This window comes from Cellulomonas sp. T2.31MG-18 (assembly GCF_964266755.1).
Lineage (GTDB): Bacteria > Actinomycetota > Actinomycetes > Actinomycetales > Cellulomonadaceae > Cellulomonas.
This window is the reverse complement of the sequence record NZ_CAXWGW010000002.1, coordinates 563,279-580,142: the sequence shown is the minus strand read 5'-3', so window position 1 is coordinate 580,142 and position 16,864 is coordinate 563,279. Positions and strand designations below refer to the sequence as shown.

Sequence of the window (16,864 nt, the reverse complement as noted above, 5' to 3'; positions counted from 1 at the left end):
GGTCAGGCCTTGACGCTCCCGGCGGCCAGACCCGACTGCCAGTAGCGCTGCAGGGACAGGAAGATGGCGACGACCGGGACGATGGCCAGCAGCGACCCCGCGATCACCAGGTTGTAGATCGGCGTCGCGTTCACGCCGGTGGCCCGCAGGTTCCACTGCTGCAGGCCGATGGTCAGCGGGAACAGGTTCGGGTCGTTGAGCATGATCAGCGGCAGGAAGTAGTTGTTCCAGGTGGCCACCACCGCGAACAGCGCGACGGTCACCACACCCGGCGTCAGCAGCCGCAGCCCGATCGTCAGGAACGTGCGCAGCTCGCCGGAACCGTCGATCCGGGCGGCCTCGAGGATCTCGGTCGGCACGGCGTCGAGCGCGTAGACCCACACCAGGTAGAGCCCGAACGGCGAGACCAGCGACGGGACGATCACCGCCCAGATCGTGTTGGTCAGGTGCAGCTGGCTGAACATGAGGAACGTCGGCACCGCGAGCGCGGTCCCGGGGATCGCGATGGCGCCGAGCACCGTGGCGAACACCGCGCGCTTGCCGGGGAAGTCGTACTTGGCCAGCCCGTACCCGGCCAGCGTCGCCAGCACCGTCGCGCCGCCGGCCCCGACCACCACGTACAGGATCGTGTTGGCGAGCCACCGCACGTAGATGCCGCCGTCGTACGTCAGCACCTGGTGCAGGTTGTCCAGCAGCGCGAACCTGCCGGAGAACCACAGGCCGAACGAGTCGAACATCGCCTGCTGCGTCTTGCTGGCGTTGATCACCAGCCAGGCCAGCGGCGCCAGCGCGTAGAGCGCGAACAGCACCATCACCAGGGTCAGCCGGACGGACGGACCGCCGAAGGGGCCCGCCGCGCGGGACCGGCGGGCGCGCCGCGCGCGGGCCGAGCCGGCGTCGGTGCCGGCCGTCCGGGGTGCCGTGGGGTCGATCGTCGTGGTGGCCATCAGCGGTTCGCCTCCCGGGAGCCGCGCAGCTGGACCACGTAGGCGATCACCGCGGTGACCACCCCCATGACGATCGCGAGGGTCGCCGCGTACGCGTACTGCTGCCCCGCGAAGGACAGGTTGTACGCGTACATGTTCGGCGTGAAGTAGGTCGCGATCACCGACGGGATCAGCGTGCGCAGGATGTTGGGCTCGTTGAACAGCTGGAACGAGCCGATGATCGAGAAGATCGTCGCGATGACGATCGCCTGCCGGAGCGCCGGCAGCTTGATGCTGAACACGACGCGCCAGGCGCCGGCGCCGTCGATCGCCGCGGCCTCGTAGAGGTCGGACGGCACAGAGCGCAGCGCCGAGTAGAAGATCAGCATGTTGTAGCCCACGAACTCCCAGGTCACGATGTTGCCGATCGCGACGAGGATCCACTGCGGGCTCAGCGGGGTGAGCAGCTCGTGGCCCACCAGCTTGTTGATGTTCCCGGCCAGACCGAACTGGTCGCCGTACATGAAGCCCCACATGAGCACGGCGACGACGCCGGGCACCGCGTACGGCAGGAACACGGACATGCGGAAGAACGGCGCCCCGTGCAGCCGGCCGGAGTCGATCGCCAGCGCGGCGACCAGGGCCAGGCCCAGCATCACCGGCACCTGCACCGCGAGGAACAGCGCCACCCGGCCGAGGCCGTCCCAGAACTTCGGGTCGGAGAACAGCTGCGAGTAGTTGGCGAGCCCGACGAAGCTCCGGCCGCCGATGAGCTTGTCCTGGAACACGGACAGGTACAGCGAGTAGAGCACCGGCACCACGAGCACGAACAGGAACACCGCGAGGAACGGGACCACGAACCACAGCCCCGCGAGGGAGCGCCGCCTGCGGGGCAGGGACGTCGCGGGGCCCACGTCCGTGAGGACGACAGCTGCTGACACCTTTGTCTCCGGTCTGCCGGTCACCGACATTGGTGACGTTACCAAGCGAGGTCGAACCTAGATGGTCACGTTGTCATCTGCAAGCCCCTGCGGTCACGGTGCGATAACAGCTTCGTCGGACTCACCCTCCCCGGAACGGCGATGCGCACGTCACCATGGCTATGCTCCCGGCATGGCCGCAGGTCCTCAGGGGGCATCCGGCGCACCGCAGCCGCCGCGGGCGTCGATCGGCGACGTCGCGCGCCTCGCCGGCGTCGCCCCGATCACCGTCTCGCGCGTCGCCAACGGGTCGGACGCCGTGCGCCCCGCGACCCGCGAACGCGTGCAGTCCGCCATGGCCATGCTCGGCTACGCGCCCAACACCGCGGCCCGGGCGCTCCGCAACGGCAGCTTCGAGACGATCGGCCTGGTCGCGCACCGGTTCGCCCGCACCGGCGAGTCGCGGACCATCGAGGGTGTCGTCGAGGCCGCCCGCGCCGAGGGCTACACGGTCGCCCTGGTCGACGTGGTCTCCCCCGCCGACGTGTCGGAGGCCGCGACACGGCTGCGGCACCAGGCGGTCGACGGTCTGATCGTCATCCGGGCGGAGGTGGCGACCCCGACCGACCTCGCCCTGCCGCCGGGCATGCCGGTGGTCGTCTCCGACTCGCGGTTCGTCGGGCACCACGCCGCCGTCGGGTCGGACCAGATCGGCGGCTCGCGCTCGGCGGTCGAGCACCTGCTCGGCCTGGGCCACCCGACGGTGCACCACATCGCCGGACCGGCGGACTCCGCGCCCGCCGTGCAGCGCGAGGAGACCTGGCAGGAGACGCTGCGCCGCGCCGGCCGGCCGGTGCCGCCCGTGCTCCGCGGTGACTGGACGCCGCAGTCGGGCTACGCCCTCGGCGCGCAGATCGCCGACGACCCGTCCGTCACCGCCGTCTACAGCGCGAACGACGAGATGGCCGCAGGCCTGATGCGGGCGCTGCACGAGCGTGGCGTGCGCGTGCCCGAGGACGTCTCGGTGGTCGGGTTCGACGACGCGGCACTGACCGAGTTCCTCTGGCCGCCGCTGACCACGGTGCGCCAGGACTTCCGCACCATCGGGTCGGAGCTCGTGCGCCTGCTGCTGGCGCAGGTGCGCGACCACGTCGACGTGTCGCGCGAGCACGTGGTGGTCGGCACCACCCTGCAGGTCCGGGCCAGCACCGGCCCGTACCGCCCGCGCGGCTGACCGGCGCGGCGTCGCGGGCGGGCCGTCCCCCGCTGGCAGGCACTCCACCGCCGACCTACCGTCGAGGCTCACCAGCGGACGGGAGCCTGTCGTGCCGGAGACCACCGCGGACCTCGCCCCGCCCGCCGGGACGGCCGTCGGCCTCGCCGGATCGCGCCGCGAGCTGGACGACGCCGTGCACACGGTGCTCGGACCCGATGCGCGGCTGCGGCCCGAGCAGCGGGACGCCCTGCGGCGGCTGGACGACGGCGACGTGCTGCTGGTGGCCCGGACCGGGGCCGGCAAGACGGCGGTGTACGCGATCGCGACCCTGCTGATCGGTCGGCCCGCGGTGGTGGTCAGCCCGCTGCTGGCGCTGCAGCGCGACCAGGTGGCGGCGCTCCACGAGGCCGGGCTGCGGGCGGCGGCGGCGTCCTCCGCCGGGGGCGCGGCCCGCCACCGCGCCGCGCTCGAGGGGTTCGCCGCCGGGGACCTCGACGTCCTGCTGCTCGCGCCGGAACAGCTGGCCCGGCCCGACGTCGTCGCCGCGGTGGAGCGGGCGCAACCCGGCCTGGCGGTGGTGGACGAGGCGCACTGCGTCAGCGAGTGGGGCCACGACTTCCGGCCGGACTACCGGCACGTGACCGGCCTGGTCGAGCGGCTGGGGCACCCTCGGGTGCTCGCCATGACGGCCACGGCGTCCGCCGACGTCCGACGGCAGATCCTCGAGGGCCTCGGCATGCGGGACCCGGCCGTGGTGGTGCACGACGCCGACCGACCGGGCATCTGGCTCGGCGTGCACCACGCCGCGACCGAGCGCGAGCGCGATGCGCTGGTGATCGACCTGGCTGCCGAGGAGCCGGGCGCCGTCATCGTGTACGCCCGCACCAAGCGCCACGTCGAGAGCCTCGCCGAGGCGCTGGACGCCGCGGGCCGTCCGGCGCTCCGGTACCACGCCGGGCTGCCGCCCAAGGAGCGGCAGCGGGTGGAGCGGACCTTCCTCGACGGGCACGCCGACCTGGTGGTGGCCACCAGCGCGTTCGGCATGGGCGTCGACCGCGCCGACGTGCGGCTGGTGGTGCACGCAGGGGCGCCGCCGTCGCTCGAGCAGTACTGGCAGGAGGTGGGACGCGCGGGTCGCGACGACGAGCCGGCGCGTGCGGTGCTGGTGGCCCGTGCCGAGGACGTCGCGCTCAACCGCTACCTGCGCGGCTCCGCCGGGCCGCGGCGCGAGACGTTGGCCGCCGTGCTGAGGTGCCTCGGGGACGAGCCGATGGACCGTCCGGCGCTCGCCTCGGCCACCGCGTTGGCCACCCGCACGCTGGCCCGCGCGCTGGCCGAGCTGGTGGACGTCGACGCGGTGCGGCGGGTCGGCGACCGGTTCCTCGGCACCGGGACGTCGGTGCGCGACGCCGCCGAGGCCGTGGCCCAGCGGCACGAGCACCGCGCCACCCTCGACCGGTCCCGAGTCGAGCTGATGCGCACCTACGCCGACACCACGGACTGCCGACGGCGGGTTCTGCTGGAGCTGCTCGGCGAGGAGCACCCGCACGTCTGCGGACGCTGCGACTCGTGCGACGCCGGCACGTCGGTGGAGGTGCACGCCGGCCCGCTGCGGCCGGGCCAGCACGTGCGGCACCAGGCCTGGGGCGGCGGGGTGGTCAGCGTCGTCGAGGCGGACCGCGTCACCGTGCTGTTCGAGTCCCGCGGGTACGTGGCGCTCGACACCGCGGTGGCGCTGGACTCCGGCGTGCTGACGCCCGACGAGCCGCGTGCGGAGTCGGCGTGAGCTCGTCGGGCGGGCGGCCGACGCGGTACGCGCCCCTCAGGCGGACGCGGCGCGTCGCATCTCGAATCCGCCGGGCTCCGCGGGCGGGCTGCCTGACACGTCCGTGAGCAGCTGCGCGGCCAGCCTCGCGAGCGGCACACCGCTGCGCTGCGACGCGCGCCGCAGCCGCTCCATCGCCTGGTCCGCACCGCAGCAGTGGTGCGCCATGACCACACCGACCGCCTGGTCGATCACGGCGCGGGAGCGGAGCACCGCGTCCGCGTCCTGGGCGGACAGCACCGCCTCCTCCAGGCCGACGGCCAGGCCCAGCACCGCCCGCAGGTCGTCGACCGCGGCCCGCGCCACCGTGCCCAGGCCGTGGTCCCAGTCCACCGGTGAGGTGCCGAGCAGCATCACCAGCAGCGCACCGCCGCCGACCACCGGCCCGCCCAGGACCGCACCCGAGGGGTAGCCGGGCGGTGCGAGCGCCGCCGCACCACCCAGGGCCTCGTCGACCAGCCAGCCCGGGTGCGGCGCCAGCTCGGTTCCCACCCTCGAGCCGTCTCCGCCGCGCTCGTCCGCCGACCGCCGCTCGTCACCGCCGCTGCTCACCTGCACCACGCGCCCGTCGCGACACGTCAGCCGCAGCCGCACCTCCATCCGGACCCCGAGGAAGCCCGGCACCGCGGCGGCCCACGCCTGCAGCGCCGGCTCCACCGCGGCGCGCTCGTGCAGCGCGGCGCTCAGCGCGGCCAACGGCTGGCAGCGGCTGTCGTCGGCGTCGGCGAGCGGCGGCATCGCACCACAGTGCGGCCCACCGGCCCGGCCCGCCACCGCGGCGCCCCCGTCCACGGGCCGGCGGCGGACCCGTCTCGCCGCGCCCCGTTCCGGTGGCGGGCTGCAGGTGCCCGTGCCTACCGTGAAACGACCAGCCGGCGTCCCCGCCGGGGGTGCGGGCGTCGGCGCAGGAAAGCCGTCGACGGCCCGGTGGTTCACGGACACGGCGCGCCGCCGAGCGCGCGGACGCCTCCGTCGAGCCCCTCCACGACCGATCGAGGGCACCGCCGTACCTACGGCGCGCCCTCGCCCACCTGCGAGGAGATGTCATGACCTACGACTACGGGACCACCTCCCCCGGCACGGGAGCGTCCTCCGGCGGCAGCTGGCCCGCCGACGACCAGCCCACCACCCAGCTGCCATCCGTCGCCTCTTCCGGCGAGACGGGCAGCGCCGGCGGCGAGACGGCGGCCGTCGCGAAGGACGAGGCGCTGGGCGTCGCGAGCTCGGTGAAGGAGAAGGGCAGCAACCTGGTCGGCGAGGGCGTGGACCAGGCGAAGTCGGTGGCCGGCGAGGCCACCCGGCAGGCGCGCGACCTGATGGACGAGGCGCGCGTGGAGCTGACGGCGCAGGCGTACGAGCAGCAGCAGCGCCTGGCCGGCGGGCTGCGCAGCTTCGGGCACGAGCTCGGCTCGATGGCCGACAGCTCCACCGAGGGCGGCCTGGCCTCCGACGTGGCGCGGCAGGTCGCGTCGCGCACCAACGACCTGGCGCAGTGGTTCGAGGACCGCGAGCCGGGCAGCGTGCTCGACGAGGTCAAGGAGTTCGCCCGTCGTCGTCCCGGCGCCTTCCTGGCCATCGCGGCCGGCGCCGGCGTGCTCGCGGGTCGGCTGACGCGCGGTCTGAAGGACGCGGACGAGCCCGGCGGCGGCACCACGAGCGGCTCGACAGGCCGCACGTCCCCCGGCCACCGCGCGGCCGGTGTGCCGGAGCGGGTCACCGCCTGGCCGCCCACCGGCGTGGAGCAGCCGGGCGCCGGCTACGGGCAGGGCGCCGGGTACGGGCAGGGCGCCGGGTACGCGGCGGGCTACGGGTCGGGCGTCACCGACCTGGGGACGACGGCGTACGAGACCGCACCGGCGGCGACCGGCGGCCAGCTCGGCGCGGCGGGTTATGACGAGTCGGGCTACCAGCGCACCACCTACGACCAGGGCGGCTACGACGAGGCCGGCTACGGCACGGGCGCCGAGGAGACGGCCGACCCGCTCGACGCGCCGCTGCGCCCGGACCGGGCGACCGACCCCACCGTCGACCCGGCGGCTGCGCCCCGGAACGAGGAGGACTGGCGATGAACCTGGACGAGGCCGCGGCGCAGGCTCAGGCCGAGGCCGCCCAGGCCCGTGCCGAGGCCGAGGCGACCGCAGCCCCGTCGCTCGGCGACCTGCTGTCGGACATCACCCGGGACGTCTCCACGCTGATGCGCCAGGAGGTGGCCCTCGCCCGCGCCGAGCTGCAGCAGTCGGCGAAGAACGCGGGCAAGGGCGCGGGCATGTTCGCCGGTGCCGGCGTCGCCGGGCACATGGTGCTGCTGTTCCTGTCGATCGCCCTGTGGTGGGGCCTCGGCTCCGCGATGGGCCTCGGCTGGGCCGCCGTGGTGGTCGCCGTCATCTGGGCGGTGATCGGCGCGGTGCTCGCGGCCCGCGGCCGCGCCGAGCTGCGCCGAATGTCGGGTCTGCAGCAGACCACCGACACGGCCAAGAAGATCCCGAACGCTCTCGCCGGACACGAGGAGAAGAACCGATGACCACCAACGACCCGGACCGCATCCGTGCGGACATCGAGCGCACCCGCGCCGAGCTCAGCTACGACGTCGACGCGCTCGGCGACAAGGTGAGCCCCGGCAGCATCGCGCACCGGCAGGCCACCAAGGTGCGTGCCGGCGCCACCTCCCTGAAGTCCCGCGTGATGGGGACCGCTCGCGACGCCGCCCACAAGGTGAGCGACACCGCCGGGGACGTGTCCTCGTCGTCCGGCGACGCGCTCTCGTCGGCCGGCGACGCCGTCACCGGCCTGCCGCACACGGTGGCCCGGCAGACGGAGGGCAACCCGCTGGCCGCCGGGCTGATCGCCTTCGGCGTCGGCTGGCTCGCGTCCTCCCTGGTGCCCGCGACCAAGCCGGAGCAGCGCGCGGCGCTCGCCGTCAAGGAGCAGGCCGCAGACCTGACCGAGGAGGCCAAGGCCACGGCGAGCGAGGTGGCACAGCACCTCAAGGACCCCGCGCTCGAGGCCGGTCAGGCCGTCAAGGACGCGGCGACGCAGGCGGCCGAACAGCTGAAGGAGCACGGCAGCCAGGCGGCGTCCGACCTGAAGGACGAGGCCGTGCAGGCCAAGGAGAACGTCCAGGAGACCCGCCAGTAGCAGCTGGCCACACGACGCGGCGCCCGGTACCGAGCTTCTCGGTACCGGGCGCCGTCACGTCAGGGCTGCTGTCAGCGCCGGGTCACATGTCCCGGTAGCGCTTGGCGGCGGCCAGGTCCGCGCGCAGCTGCTCGGCGTCGCGCCGCATGCCGTAGCCGGGGGTGTCGCGCTGGATGCGCCAGCCCTCGGCGAGCGAGTCGAGCTCGACGGCGTCGAAGCCGAACTCGTCGAGCAGGTCGATCACCCGCCGCCGCGCGGCCTCGTCGTCGCCGGCGACCACCAGGGCACGCCGGCCGGGGGTGCCCGCGGGCGAGCCGTCGGTGGTCAGCTCCGAGGCGAGGATGTGGTTGAAGGCCTTCACCACGTGGGACCGGGGCAGGTGCCGGGCCAGCAGCTCCGAGACGGTGGTGGACTCGTCGTCCAGCTCCGGGATCTGCCCGTCGCGCTGCGGGTAGTAGTTGTTGGTGTCGATGACCACCTTGCCGGCCAGCGGCTCCACCGGGACGGTGTCGAGCGCGTGCAGCGGGATGGTCACCACGACGAGGTCGCCGGCGGCCGCCGCCTCGTCCGGGGTGGCGGCGCGCGCCCGTGGGCCGAGCTCCTGCACCAGCCCGGCCAGCGAGGCCGGGCCGCGGGAGTTGCTGAGCACCACGTCGTAGCCGTGCTGCACGGCGAGGCGGGCGAGCTGGGAACCGATGTGGCCGGAGCCGATGAGTCCGAGAGTTGTCACGACTCGCGCCAACCGGCCCGACTGCGGGTGCATTCCCGCAGGTCGACGATGCACGGCAAGCGCCCGCCTGGCGTTCGCTCAGAGCAGCGGCAGCCGGCCGACGATGCGGTCCACCCGGTTCCGTGGCCCGACCAGCCCCACCGCGGCGTACGCGATGTCCTCCGGCGCCTGGCCGGCGACCGCCTCGAGGTACTCGTCGTACACCCGGGTCAGCTGGGCGCTCACCGGCATGTCGGCCACGAAGACCTCCGGCGACGCGGCCGCTCGCTCGCGGATGCGGACCAGCGCTGCGCCGTCGGCGGCCAGCACGGAGCACCCCGCCCAGGGCAGCCCGACGTGCTCGGAGCCTGCCGCGTCCACCGCGGGACCGCCGAGCAGCCCGGTGACCGCCGGCGAGGTGGCCGCTGCGACACAGGCGGCGGCGTTCACCGCGCGCCCGGCCGGGAGGGTCCCGTCCACCACGATCACCCACTTGAGGCGGGCCGCCCTCGTGGGGGCCGCGGTGTCGATCTCCTCGGGTCGGAAGCCGACCGTGGCGGCGACCTGACCATCCGTTGCATCTGCGCTCATAGCGTCGGAGCGTATGCAGATGTACGTGTGGCAAGCCAGCGATCCGTACTAATCTCGGTCTCATGACCGCACTGCCGCACCTGGACGAACTTGATACGGCGATCCTGGCCGCCCTGCAGTCGGATGCACGGCGCACCAACCGGGAGGTCGCCGCCATGGTCGGCGTCGCCCCGACCACGGCGCTGGACCGCACCCGGGCGCTGCGCGAGCGCGGCGTGATCCGTGGCGCGACGCTCGACGTGGACCTCGCCGCGATCGGCCGCGGCGTGCAGGCGCTGATCGCCGTCCGGATCCGGCCGCCGTCGCGCCGCAACATCGAGGCGTTCCGGGACTGGGTGAGCCGCCTGCCGGACACCCTGGGCGTGTTCGTCACCACCGGCACCGAGGACTTCATCGTGCACGTGGCCGTGCCGGACAACGAGAGCCTGTACGCCTTCGTCATCGACCGGCTGACCGAGCGACCCGAGGTGGCCGACGTGCGCACGTCGGTGGTCTACGAGCACCTGCAGAACACGGCGATCGCGCCGCTTCCGCGGCCGGGGCGGGCCGGGCGCTGAGGTCAGGCCGGGGCGGGCCGGGCGCTGAGGCTGGGCCGGGGCGGGCCGGGCGCTGAGATCGGGCCGTGTCGGTGGTCGCGGGCATGCTGCCGGGATGGCGAGCTGGAGCGAGATCGAGAAGCAGGCGCCGGCCCTGGCGGCCCGCGCGCGGGCGGCGCTGGACACGGCGGCGGGCGCGCGCCGGCACAAGACGATCGCGACGCTGCGGGCCGACGGGTCCCCACGGATCAGCGGCATCGAGTGCTGGTTCGAGGGCGGTGAGCTGCGGTTCGGCTCGATGCCGGGCTCTCTGAAGAGCGCCGACCTCCGACGCGACCCCCGCTTCGCGCTGCACAGCCCCACGATCGACCCACCGGGTGAGAGTCCGGCGGGCTGGGTGGGCGAGGCGAAGATCGCGGGACGGGCGGTGTACGTGGGTCCGCTGCCCGACGACGGGCTGCCCGGCGACCTGTTCCGCGCGGACGTGCTCGAGGTCGTCTGGACGGGGATGGACCAGACGGGGACGCGGCTGGCCGTCGAGTCGTGGCACCCCGGTCGGGGCGTGACGCGGCTCGAGCGCGACTGACGCCGGGCTGCGCGCCACGGCAGGTACGGGAGACTGGTCCCGAGCCGTCGAGGTTCTGAGCCGTCGAGGCGTCGACCGGACCGGTCGCCATCCTGAGGAGAGCCCTATGTCAGCGCTGCGCGTCCTGTTCGTCGGCGGCACCGGCGTCATCAGCTCCGCCTGCACCGAGCTGGCGGTCGCGCGCGGCGTCGAGCTGGCGGTGCTGAACCGCGGGACGGGTCGGCGTCCCCTACCGGACGGCGTGGAGTCGGTGGTGGCGGACATCCGCGACCCGCAGTCGGTGCGCGACGCGCTCGGCGACCGGCAGTTCGACGCGGTTGTCGACTGGGTGGCCTTCACGCCGGAGCACGTCCGCACCGACATCGACCTGTTCGAGGGCCGCACCGGTCAGTACGTCTTCATCAGCTCGGCGTCGGCCTACCAGACGCCGGCCCTGCGCCTACCGATCCGGGAGTCCACACCGCTGCGCAACCCGCACTGGGAGTACAGCCGCAACAAGATCGCGTGCGAGGACGTGCTGACGCAGGCCTACCGGGACCGCGGCTTCCCCGTGACGGTGATCCGCCCGTCGCACACGTACGACCGCACGCTGGTGCCGATGGACGGTGGCTGGACGTTCGTCGAGCGCATGCGCCGGGGCCAGGAGGTGGTGGTGCACGGCGACGGCTCGTCGCTGTGGACGCTCACGCACCACACCGACTTCGCCCGCGGGTTCGTGCCGCTGCTCGGGAACACCCGCACGCTCGGTGAGGCGTTCACCATCACCGGTGACGACGTGCTGACCTGGGACCAGATCGCGCAGGCGCTCGCGACGGCCGCCGGCACGGAGGCCCGGATCGTGCACGTGCCGTCGGACCAGATCGCCGCCCTCGACCCCGAGTGGGGCGACTCGCTGCTGGGCGACAAGACGTGGTCGTCGGTGTTCGACACGTCCAAGCTGCGGTCGCTGGTGCCGGACTTCGTCACCACGGTGCCGTTCGAGCAGGGCGCTCGCGAGATCGTCGCCTGGCACGACGAGGACCCGGCGCGCCGGGTGGTCGACCCTCGGGTGGATGCTCTGATGGACCGGCTGGTCGAGCGGTTCCGCGTGGGCTGAGGCCGGCGGGTCGAGGCCGGGGCTCAGGCCGACCGGTTCAGGCGGGCGACCTCAGGTCGACGGGTTCAGTCCTGGGCGTCGGCGCTCGGCTCCCCGGCGCGTCGCCCCTGCGGGTGGAGCGTCTCGCCGCGGGCGAGCATCGCGACGAACTCACCGATCCGGCGCTCCCGCGTCTCGGCACGCTTGACCGTGCCCAGCCGGTACAGGATCGCGAACCGGTTCTGGCTGCTCAGCCCGGCGAAGGTGCGTGCGGCGTCCGGGTCGGCCGCCAGCGCGGCCGCCAGGTCCGGCGGGACCTCGCTCGTAGCCGGGCCCGCGTAGGCGGCGTCCCACCGTCCGTCGGCCCGCGCGCGCTCGACCTCCGCGAGACCGCGCGGCTGCATCCGGCCCTCCTCGAGCAGGCGCGCGACGAGCGTCGTGTTGCGCCGGGACCACGGGCTGCGGGCCACGCGCGCGGTGAACCGCTGCAGGTACGTCGTGGCGTCCCGCCGCTTGAGCTGGCCGTCGATCCAGCCCTGGCAGAGCGCCTCGTCGAGCGCCTGGTCGTAGGTGAGGCTCGTCGGCTCGGTGGTGCCCTTCTTCGCGAGCACCAGCCAGACGCCCCGCCCGTCGTCCGCGTGCTCGGCGAGCCACGCGTGCCACGCCTGCTGGTCGGCGACCACCAGCTCCGGAAGCTCGTCAGCCATGCGCGCACGGTAACGATCGCCGCCCACGCTCACCCGCAGGCGGCTGCGAGCGCCCCTCGGGATCACCCCGGCGATGCCGGTGGTGACGCGGCTCGTGCCGCCGCGCCACCACCCGCCGGCCCTACAGCGTGCGGGACTGCTCCCCCGCCTTCTGCGCGTAGGAGAGCGCGCCGTCGTGCACGGCGTTCAGCGCCGCCTCGGAGCGCAGCCCGGACCAGACGGACGCCGACAGCTCCAGCCCCAGCGCGACGCCGAGGTTGTAGACCAGCCACGGGTGCGGGTCGGGGTCCTGCGTGATCGGCGGGTACGGCCACGGGATGGGGACGTGCGGCGGGGTGCCGCACCAGTCGTCGGGGTCGGCGTCGAACGCCACCCCGAGCTGGTGCGCCGTGGATGCCAGCCGGACCAGCTCGGCGGCGGCGCGTACGCCCGTGACCAGGGCCTCCGGCGGTCCCGGAGGCAGCGGCTGGGGGTTCAGCGCGACCTGGTCGAAACGGGAGCGGTAGCGGCCGACCGCGGCGGTCGGCGTGCCGAGGATGTCGAAGATCTCGGGGTGCAGCCGCCCGATGATCGAGATGGCCTGCATGGACAGGGGCATGGGAACCGTCCTCCGCGACGGTGCCGGCGCGACCGGCACGCCTCCTGGCAGCGGATGTCCAGGTGCTCGGAAGGAGCCGGCCGGTGCGGGCGTGGATACGCGGGCGGCCGAGACGAGCCGACTTGAAGATTCTTTGTTCTGCTAACGTGCGCGAGTCGTCGAGCAGTCGCCCGATCGAGGAGGTGCCGTGAGCGAGCTCTACAAGGTCAAGGCCGAGCTGTTCCGCACCCTCGGGCACCCCGCACGGATCCGCGTGCTGGAGCTGCTGGCCGAGCACGACCGCCCCGTGCACGAGCTGCTGGCCAGCATCGACATCGAGCAGTCCAACCTGTCGCAGCAGCTCGCGGTGCTGCGCAGGGCGGGGCTGGTCAGCCAGCGGCGCGAGGGTGGCGAGGTGGTCTACGCCGCCAGCCTGCCGGCGGTGTCGGAGCTGCTGCGCATCGCCCGGCGGCTGCTGGCGGACCTGCTGACCGAGCAGCAGAACCTCAAGGCAGAGCTCGAGGACGGCGCGGCACCGGCGACCGACCAGGGGTCCGTGCGCGCATGAGCCTGGTGGACCTGGCCCGGCTGATCCGGCGCACCGGCCGCATCGCCGAGCCGGCGCCGGCCGCCCCCTCGGAGCAGCCGTCGGCGCAGGGGGCCGACGGCTCTCCGACCGCGTCGGCGGACGACCTCCCCGCTCGCGACCTCCCCCGCGAGCTGCGCGGCAGCGTCCAGGTGCGGCACGTGGACGCCGGCTCGTGCAACGGCTGCGAGATCGAGCTGGCCGCCGCCTTCGGCCCCGTCTACGACGCCGAGCGCTACGGCGCCCGCCTGGTCGCCTCGCCGCGGCATGCCGACGCGGTGCTGGTCACCGGCGTGGTGACCCGGAACATGGCCGAGCCGCTGCGGCTGACCGTCGAGGCGACGCCGCAGCCCCGCGTGGTGCTGGCCGTCGGGGACTGCGCCCGCGACTGCGGGATGTTCCGCGGCGCCTACGGCGTGGTCGGGGCCGCATCCGACGTGGTCCCCGTCGACCTGTCGGTGCCGGGCTGCCCTCCGGCCCCGGCGGACATCGTCGCGGCACTGCGGCAGGTCACCGGCCGATGAACGTCGTGGCGTGGGGTCTGCTGGCGCAGGTGGTGCTGGCGGCGTGCGCCGTCGTGGCGGCGATCGGCACGCGCGGGCAGGTTCGCAACGTGCTGGCGGGTGTCCTGTGCGCGGCCCTGGGAGCCGCCGGCGTGGTGACGGGTGCGCTGGTGCTCGGCGGCCGCACGGTCACGGTGCACGTCGCCACCGCACTCCCCCTGCCGCCGATGGTGCTGGCGCCCGACCGGTTGGGCGCGCTGCTGATGGTGCTGGTCGGCGCCGTCGGGATGGTCGCCTCCGTCTATGCGATCGGGTACGTGCACGGCGCCTCGGCATCCCGCACGCAGTGGGCCGCGCTCGCGCTGTTCCTGCTCGGCATGCAGCTGGTGCCGGCTGCGGGCGACGTCGTCGGCTTCCTGCTCGCCTGGGAGCTGATGGCCGCGGCGTCGACCGTCCTGGTGCTCGCCGAGCACGCCCACCGCGCCACCGTGCGCGACGCGGCCGTCTGGTACGCCGTGATGACGCACCTCAGCCTCGTGCTGATCCTGGCCGGGTTCGCCGCGCTCTCCGCCGCAGCCGGGTCGACGCAGTTCGCCGCGATGGCGGCCGCGCGGCCGACGGGTGCCGCGGCGACCGCCGCGTTCGTCCTGCTCGTCGTCGGCTTCGCCGCGAAGGCGGGCCTGGTGCCGCTGCACGTCTGGCTGCCGCGCGCGCACCCGGAGGCACCGAGCCACGCGTCCGCCCTGATGAGCGCCGCGATGGTGTCGCTGGGTGCGTACGGCCTGCTGCTGGTCGGCGTGCGGCTGCTGCCCGACGGCCCGACGTGGTGGGGCGTGCTGCTGATCGGCCTGGGTGCCGTCTCGGCGGTGTACGGCATCCTGCAGGCCGGGGTCGCCACCGACCTCAAGCGGCTGCTCGCCTACTCGACGTCGGAGAACCTCGGCCTGGTCACCGTCGCCCTCGGCACCGCGATGCTGCTGACCACCCACCACGTGCCCGGTGCCGCGAGCGCCGCGCTGCTGGCTGCCCTGCTGCTGCTGGTCAGCCACGCCGCGTTCAAGGCGACGCTGTTCCTCGGTGCCGGTGCGGTGCTGCGCGCCACCGGTGAACGAGACCTGGACCGGCTCGGCGGCCTGGTGCACGCGATGCCGTGGACGGCGGCGACGTTCGGCATCGGCTCGCTCGGCGCGGCGGCGCTGCCGGTGACCGGCGGGTTCGTCGCCGAGTGGACGCTGCTGCAGGCACTGATCCACTCGGCTCGACCGGCGGACCGCGTGGTGGCGGTGGCGATCCCGCTGGCGCTCGCCGCGCTCGCGCTGACCGCGGGCCTGGCGCTGGTCACCTTCGTCAAGGCGTTCGGCATCGGGTTCCTGGCTCGCGCCCGGTCGGTGGCGGTGCTCGGCGCGCAGGAGGGGCCGTGGAGCATGCGGGTCGCGATGCTGGCCGGCGCGGTCGGCGTCGTCGGCCTCGGGGTGCTGCCGGGGCCGCTGGCACGGGTGCTCGCGGCTGCCGCGGGCGTGGACGGTGACGTGCGGACGTCAGGCCTGGGCGGCGTGGAGCTGCTCGGCGTGAGCGCGGTGCTGAGCCCGGTGGCCCTGCTGGGGCTCGGTGCTGGTGTCGCGATCCCCGCGCTGGTGGTCACTCTCGTGCTGGCCCGGCGGCGGCCGGCCACCACCGACGTGCTCGGCTGGGGCTGCGGTGGCGTCCGCACCAGCCCGCGGATGCAGTACAACGCCACGTCCTACGCCGAGCCGGTGATGCGCATCTTCGACGACGCACTGCAGCCCTCCCGGGACGTCGTCGTCACGCACGTCGCGGAGTCCGCGTACCTGGCGGAGCGCGTCCGCTTCGCCCAGCGCGTGGACGACGTGGTGGAGGCCCGCCTGTACCGGCCCCTGGTCCGCGCGGCGGACACCCTGGCCGACCGCGCCCGCCGGGTGCAGAACGGGTCGATCCACCGGTACCTCGCGTTCTCCTTCACCGCCCTCGTCGCGGTGCTGCTGGTGGTGGTCGTATGAGCGGCCCCGCGCTGCTGCTCGCCCTGGTGCAGGTGCTGGTCGCCGTCGCGTTCGCACCCCTGGTCATCGGCGTGACGCGCCAGACGAGGGCTCGGCTCGAGGGCCGCGCCGGCCCCGGCGTGCTCCAGCCGTGGCGCGACCTGCGCAAGCTGCTGACCAAGACGCCGCTGCGCGCCGCAGGGACCAGCGTCGTCACGGTGGCCGCCCCGCTGGTGCTGCTCGTCTCGAGCCTGCTGCTGGCCGCGCTGGTGCCGTCGGTCGGCGCCGTGCCGGTCGCACTGGTTCCGGGCGACCTGTTCGTGGTGGTGTCGGTGCTGCTGCTCGGCACGGTGGCGATCGCGCTGCTGGGGCTGGACGCCGGCTCGGCGTTCGGCGGCATGGGGTCCAGCCGGCACATGACCATCGCGGCACTGGTGGAGCCGACCGTGCTGGTCTCCGTCTACGCCCTGTCCATCCCGGTGGGCAGCTCGGCGCTGGCGTTGATCGTCGCTGCGCGCCGCGACCACCCGGCCGGCATCATCTCCCCCGCCGGCGTGCTGGCCGTGGTGGCGCTAGGCATCGTGGTGCTCGCCGAGACGGGACGGCTGCCGATCGACAACCCGTCCACCCACCTCGAGCTGACGATGATCCACGAGGCGATGGTGCTGGAGCAGTCCGGCCGTGACCTGGCCTGGGTGGACCTCGCGTCGTGGCTGCGGCTGTCCGTGCTGCTGGGGCTGGTCGGCAACCTGCTGCTGCCGTGGGGCGTCGCGGCGACGGTCGGCGCCGGACCACTGCTGCTCGGCACGCTGGCGCTGGCCGGCAAGCTCGCGCTGCTCGCCGCCCTGCTGGCCACCGCCGAGGTGGGCATGGCGAAGCTGCGCCTGTTCCGGGTGCCGGAGCTGCTGGCCGGCTCCTTCGTGCTGGCGTTCCTCGCCGTCACCGCGTCGTACCTGGTCGCGTGAGGCCCGCCGC

The 16,864-nt window shown here is 74.3% G+C and carries 19 protein-coding genes; 12 read left to right on the top strand and 7 right to left on the bottom strand.

The window, feature by feature from the left end; genetic code table 11:
• Positions 1-2: 2 nt before the first annotated feature.
• Both ACFQTY_RS10595 and ACFQTY_RS10590 read right to left on the bottom strand, forming a co-directional pair.
• Entirely contained in the window at positions 3-947 is a 945-nt protein-coding gene (locus tag ACFQTY_RS10595) for a carbohydrate ABC transporter permease (protein ID WP_378100150.1), read from the bottom strand.
• Complete coding sequence (locus tag ACFQTY_RS10590; protein ID WP_378100147.1) at positions 947-1,897, bottom strand: carbohydrate ABC transporter permease; 951 nt, start codon at positions 1,895-1,897, stop codon at positions 947-949. Before ACFQTY_RS10590 ends, ACFQTY_RS10595 begins: the two co-directional genes overlap by 1 nt.
• A 142-nt stretch (positions 1,898-2,039) precedes the next feature.
• On the opposite strand from ACFQTY_RS10590, the gene ACFQTY_RS10585 reads away from it, so the two are divergent.
• Together ACFQTY_RS10585 and ACFQTY_RS10580 are read left to right on the top strand one after the other, a co-directional pair.
• The gene (locus ACFQTY_RS10585) at positions 2,040-3,080 is read left to right on the top strand and encodes a LacI family DNA-binding transcriptional regulator (RefSeq protein WP_378100145.1); all 1,041 of its coding nucleotides are present in this window, start codon (positions 2,040-2,042) and stop codon (positions 3,078-3,080) included.
• A gap of 91 nt (positions 3,081-3,171) precedes the next feature.
• Positions 3,172-4,848, top strand: coding sequence for a RecQ family ATP-dependent DNA helicase (locus ACFQTY_RS10580; RefSeq protein WP_378100143.1), 1,677 nt, complete (start codon positions 3,172-3,174; stop codon positions 4,846-4,848).
• A 36-nt stretch (positions 4,849-4,884) separates the two neighbouring features.
• Here the strand turns inward: ACFQTY_RS10580 and ACFQTY_RS10575 are convergent, their stop codons facing one another.
• Positions 4,885-5,625: an ANTAR domain-containing protein gene (locus tag ACFQTY_RS10575; protein ID WP_378100141.1), complete on the bottom strand. Its 741-nt coding sequence runs from the start codon at positions 5,623-5,625 to the stop codon at positions 4,885-4,887.
• Between the two features lie 308 nt (positions 5,626-5,933).
• Between ACFQTY_RS10575 and ACFQTY_RS10570 the strand changes: the two genes are divergently transcribed.
• From ACFQTY_RS10570 to ACFQTY_RS10560, 3 genes are read left to right on the top strand one after another with little or no spacing between them, the layout of a single operon-like run.
• Positions 5,934-6,956, top strand: coding sequence for a hypothetical protein (locus ACFQTY_RS10570; RefSeq protein ID WP_378100139.1), 1,023 nt, complete (start codon positions 5,934-5,936; stop codon positions 6,954-6,956).
• On the top strand, positions 6,953-7,408 hold the full coding sequence (locus ACFQTY_RS10565) for a phage holin family protein (protein ID WP_378100137.1): 456 nt from the start codon (positions 6,953-6,955) through the stop codon (positions 7,406-7,408). Before ACFQTY_RS10570 ends, ACFQTY_RS10565 begins: the two co-directional genes overlap by 4 nt.
• Positions 7,405-8,022 carry a DUF3618 domain-containing protein gene (locus tag ACFQTY_RS10560; protein ID WP_378100135.1) on the top strand — a complete coding sequence of 206 codons (618 nt, stop codon included), beginning with the start codon at positions 7,405-7,407 and terminating at the stop codon, positions 8,020-8,022. Before ACFQTY_RS10565 ends, ACFQTY_RS10560 begins: the two co-directional genes overlap by 4 nt.
• Before the next feature lie 82 nt (positions 8,023-8,104).
• Here ACFQTY_RS10560 and ACFQTY_RS10555 read toward each other — a convergent pair whose 3' ends face one another.
• Together ACFQTY_RS10555 and ACFQTY_RS10550 are read right to left on the bottom strand one after the other, a co-directional pair.
• Entirely contained in the window at positions 8,105-8,752 is a 648-nt protein-coding gene (locus ACFQTY_RS10555; RefSeq protein ID WP_378100133.1) for an NADPH-dependent F420 reductase, read from the bottom strand.
• Positions 8,753-8,830: 78 nt separating this feature from the next.
• On the bottom strand, positions 8,831-9,322 hold the full coding sequence (locus ACFQTY_RS10550) for a DUF2000 domain-containing protein (protein ID WP_378100131.1): 492 nt from the start codon (positions 9,320-9,322) through the stop codon (positions 8,831-8,833).
• A gap of 62 nt (positions 9,323-9,384) precedes the next feature.
• Here ACFQTY_RS10550 and ACFQTY_RS10545 point away from each other — a divergent pair, with 62 nt between their 5' ends.
• From ACFQTY_RS10545 to ACFQTY_RS10535, 3 genes are all read left to right on the top strand, one after another.
• Positions 9,385-9,879, top strand: coding sequence for an Lrp/AsnC family transcriptional regulator (locus ACFQTY_RS10545; protein WP_378100129.1), 495 nt, complete (start codon positions 9,385-9,387; stop codon positions 9,877-9,879).
• Between the two features lie 94 nt (positions 9,880-9,973).
• The gene (locus ACFQTY_RS10540; protein ID WP_378100127.1) at positions 9,974-10,444 is read left to right on the top strand and encodes a pyridoxamine 5-phosphate oxidase; all 471 of its coding nucleotides are present in this window, start codon (positions 9,974-9,976) and stop codon (positions 10,442-10,444) included.
• Positions 10,445-10,550: 106 nt separating this feature from the next.
• A complete protein-coding gene (locus ACFQTY_RS10535) occupies positions 10,551-11,540 on the top strand; it encodes an SDR family oxidoreductase (protein WP_378100125.1) in 990 nt (329 codons plus the stop codon).
• A 65-nt stretch (positions 11,541-11,605) separates the two neighbouring features.
• Here the strand turns inward: ACFQTY_RS10535 and ACFQTY_RS10530 are convergent, their stop codons facing one another.
• Together ACFQTY_RS10530 and ACFQTY_RS10525 are read right to left on the bottom strand one after the other, a co-directional pair.
• Complete coding sequence (locus tag ACFQTY_RS10530) at positions 11,606-12,226, bottom strand: YdeI family protein (protein WP_378100123.1); 621 nt, start codon at positions 12,224-12,226, stop codon at positions 11,606-11,608.
• Positions 12,227-12,347: 121 nt separating this feature from the next.
• Positions 12,348-12,824, bottom strand: a complete 477-nt coding sequence (locus ACFQTY_RS10525) for a hypothetical protein (RefSeq protein WP_337974706.1) — start codon at positions 12,822-12,824, stop codon at positions 12,348-12,350.
• Positions 12,825-13,011: 187 nt separating this feature from the next.
• Here ACFQTY_RS10525 and ACFQTY_RS10520 point away from each other — a divergent pair, with 187 nt between their 5' ends.
• From ACFQTY_RS10520 to ACFQTY_RS10505, 4 genes are read left to right on the top strand one after another with little or no spacing between them, the layout of a single operon-like run.
• On the top strand, positions 13,012-13,371 hold the full coding sequence (locus ACFQTY_RS10520) for an ArsR/SmtB family transcription factor (RefSeq protein ID WP_378100121.1): 360 nt from the start codon (positions 13,012-13,014) through the stop codon (positions 13,369-13,371).
• On the top strand, positions 13,368-13,913 hold the full coding sequence (locus ACFQTY_RS10515) for an NADH-quinone oxidoreductase subunit B family protein (protein WP_378100119.1): 546 nt from the start codon (positions 13,368-13,370) through the stop codon (positions 13,911-13,913). The genes ACFQTY_RS10520 and ACFQTY_RS10515 overlap by 4 nt, the downstream gene beginning before the upstream one ends.
• Entirely contained in the window at positions 13,910-15,910 is a 2,001-nt protein-coding gene (locus tag ACFQTY_RS10510; protein ID WP_378100117.1) for a proton-conducting transporter membrane subunit, read from the top strand. Before ACFQTY_RS10515 ends, ACFQTY_RS10510 begins: the two co-directional genes overlap by 4 nt.
• Positions 15,907-16,854: a respiratory chain complex I subunit 1 family protein gene (locus ACFQTY_RS10505; RefSeq protein ID WP_378100115.1), complete on the top strand. Its 948-nt coding sequence runs from the start codon at positions 15,907-15,909 to the stop codon at positions 16,852-16,854. Before ACFQTY_RS10510 ends, ACFQTY_RS10505 begins: the two co-directional genes overlap by 4 nt.
• Positions 16,855-16,864: the final 10 nt, after the last annotated feature.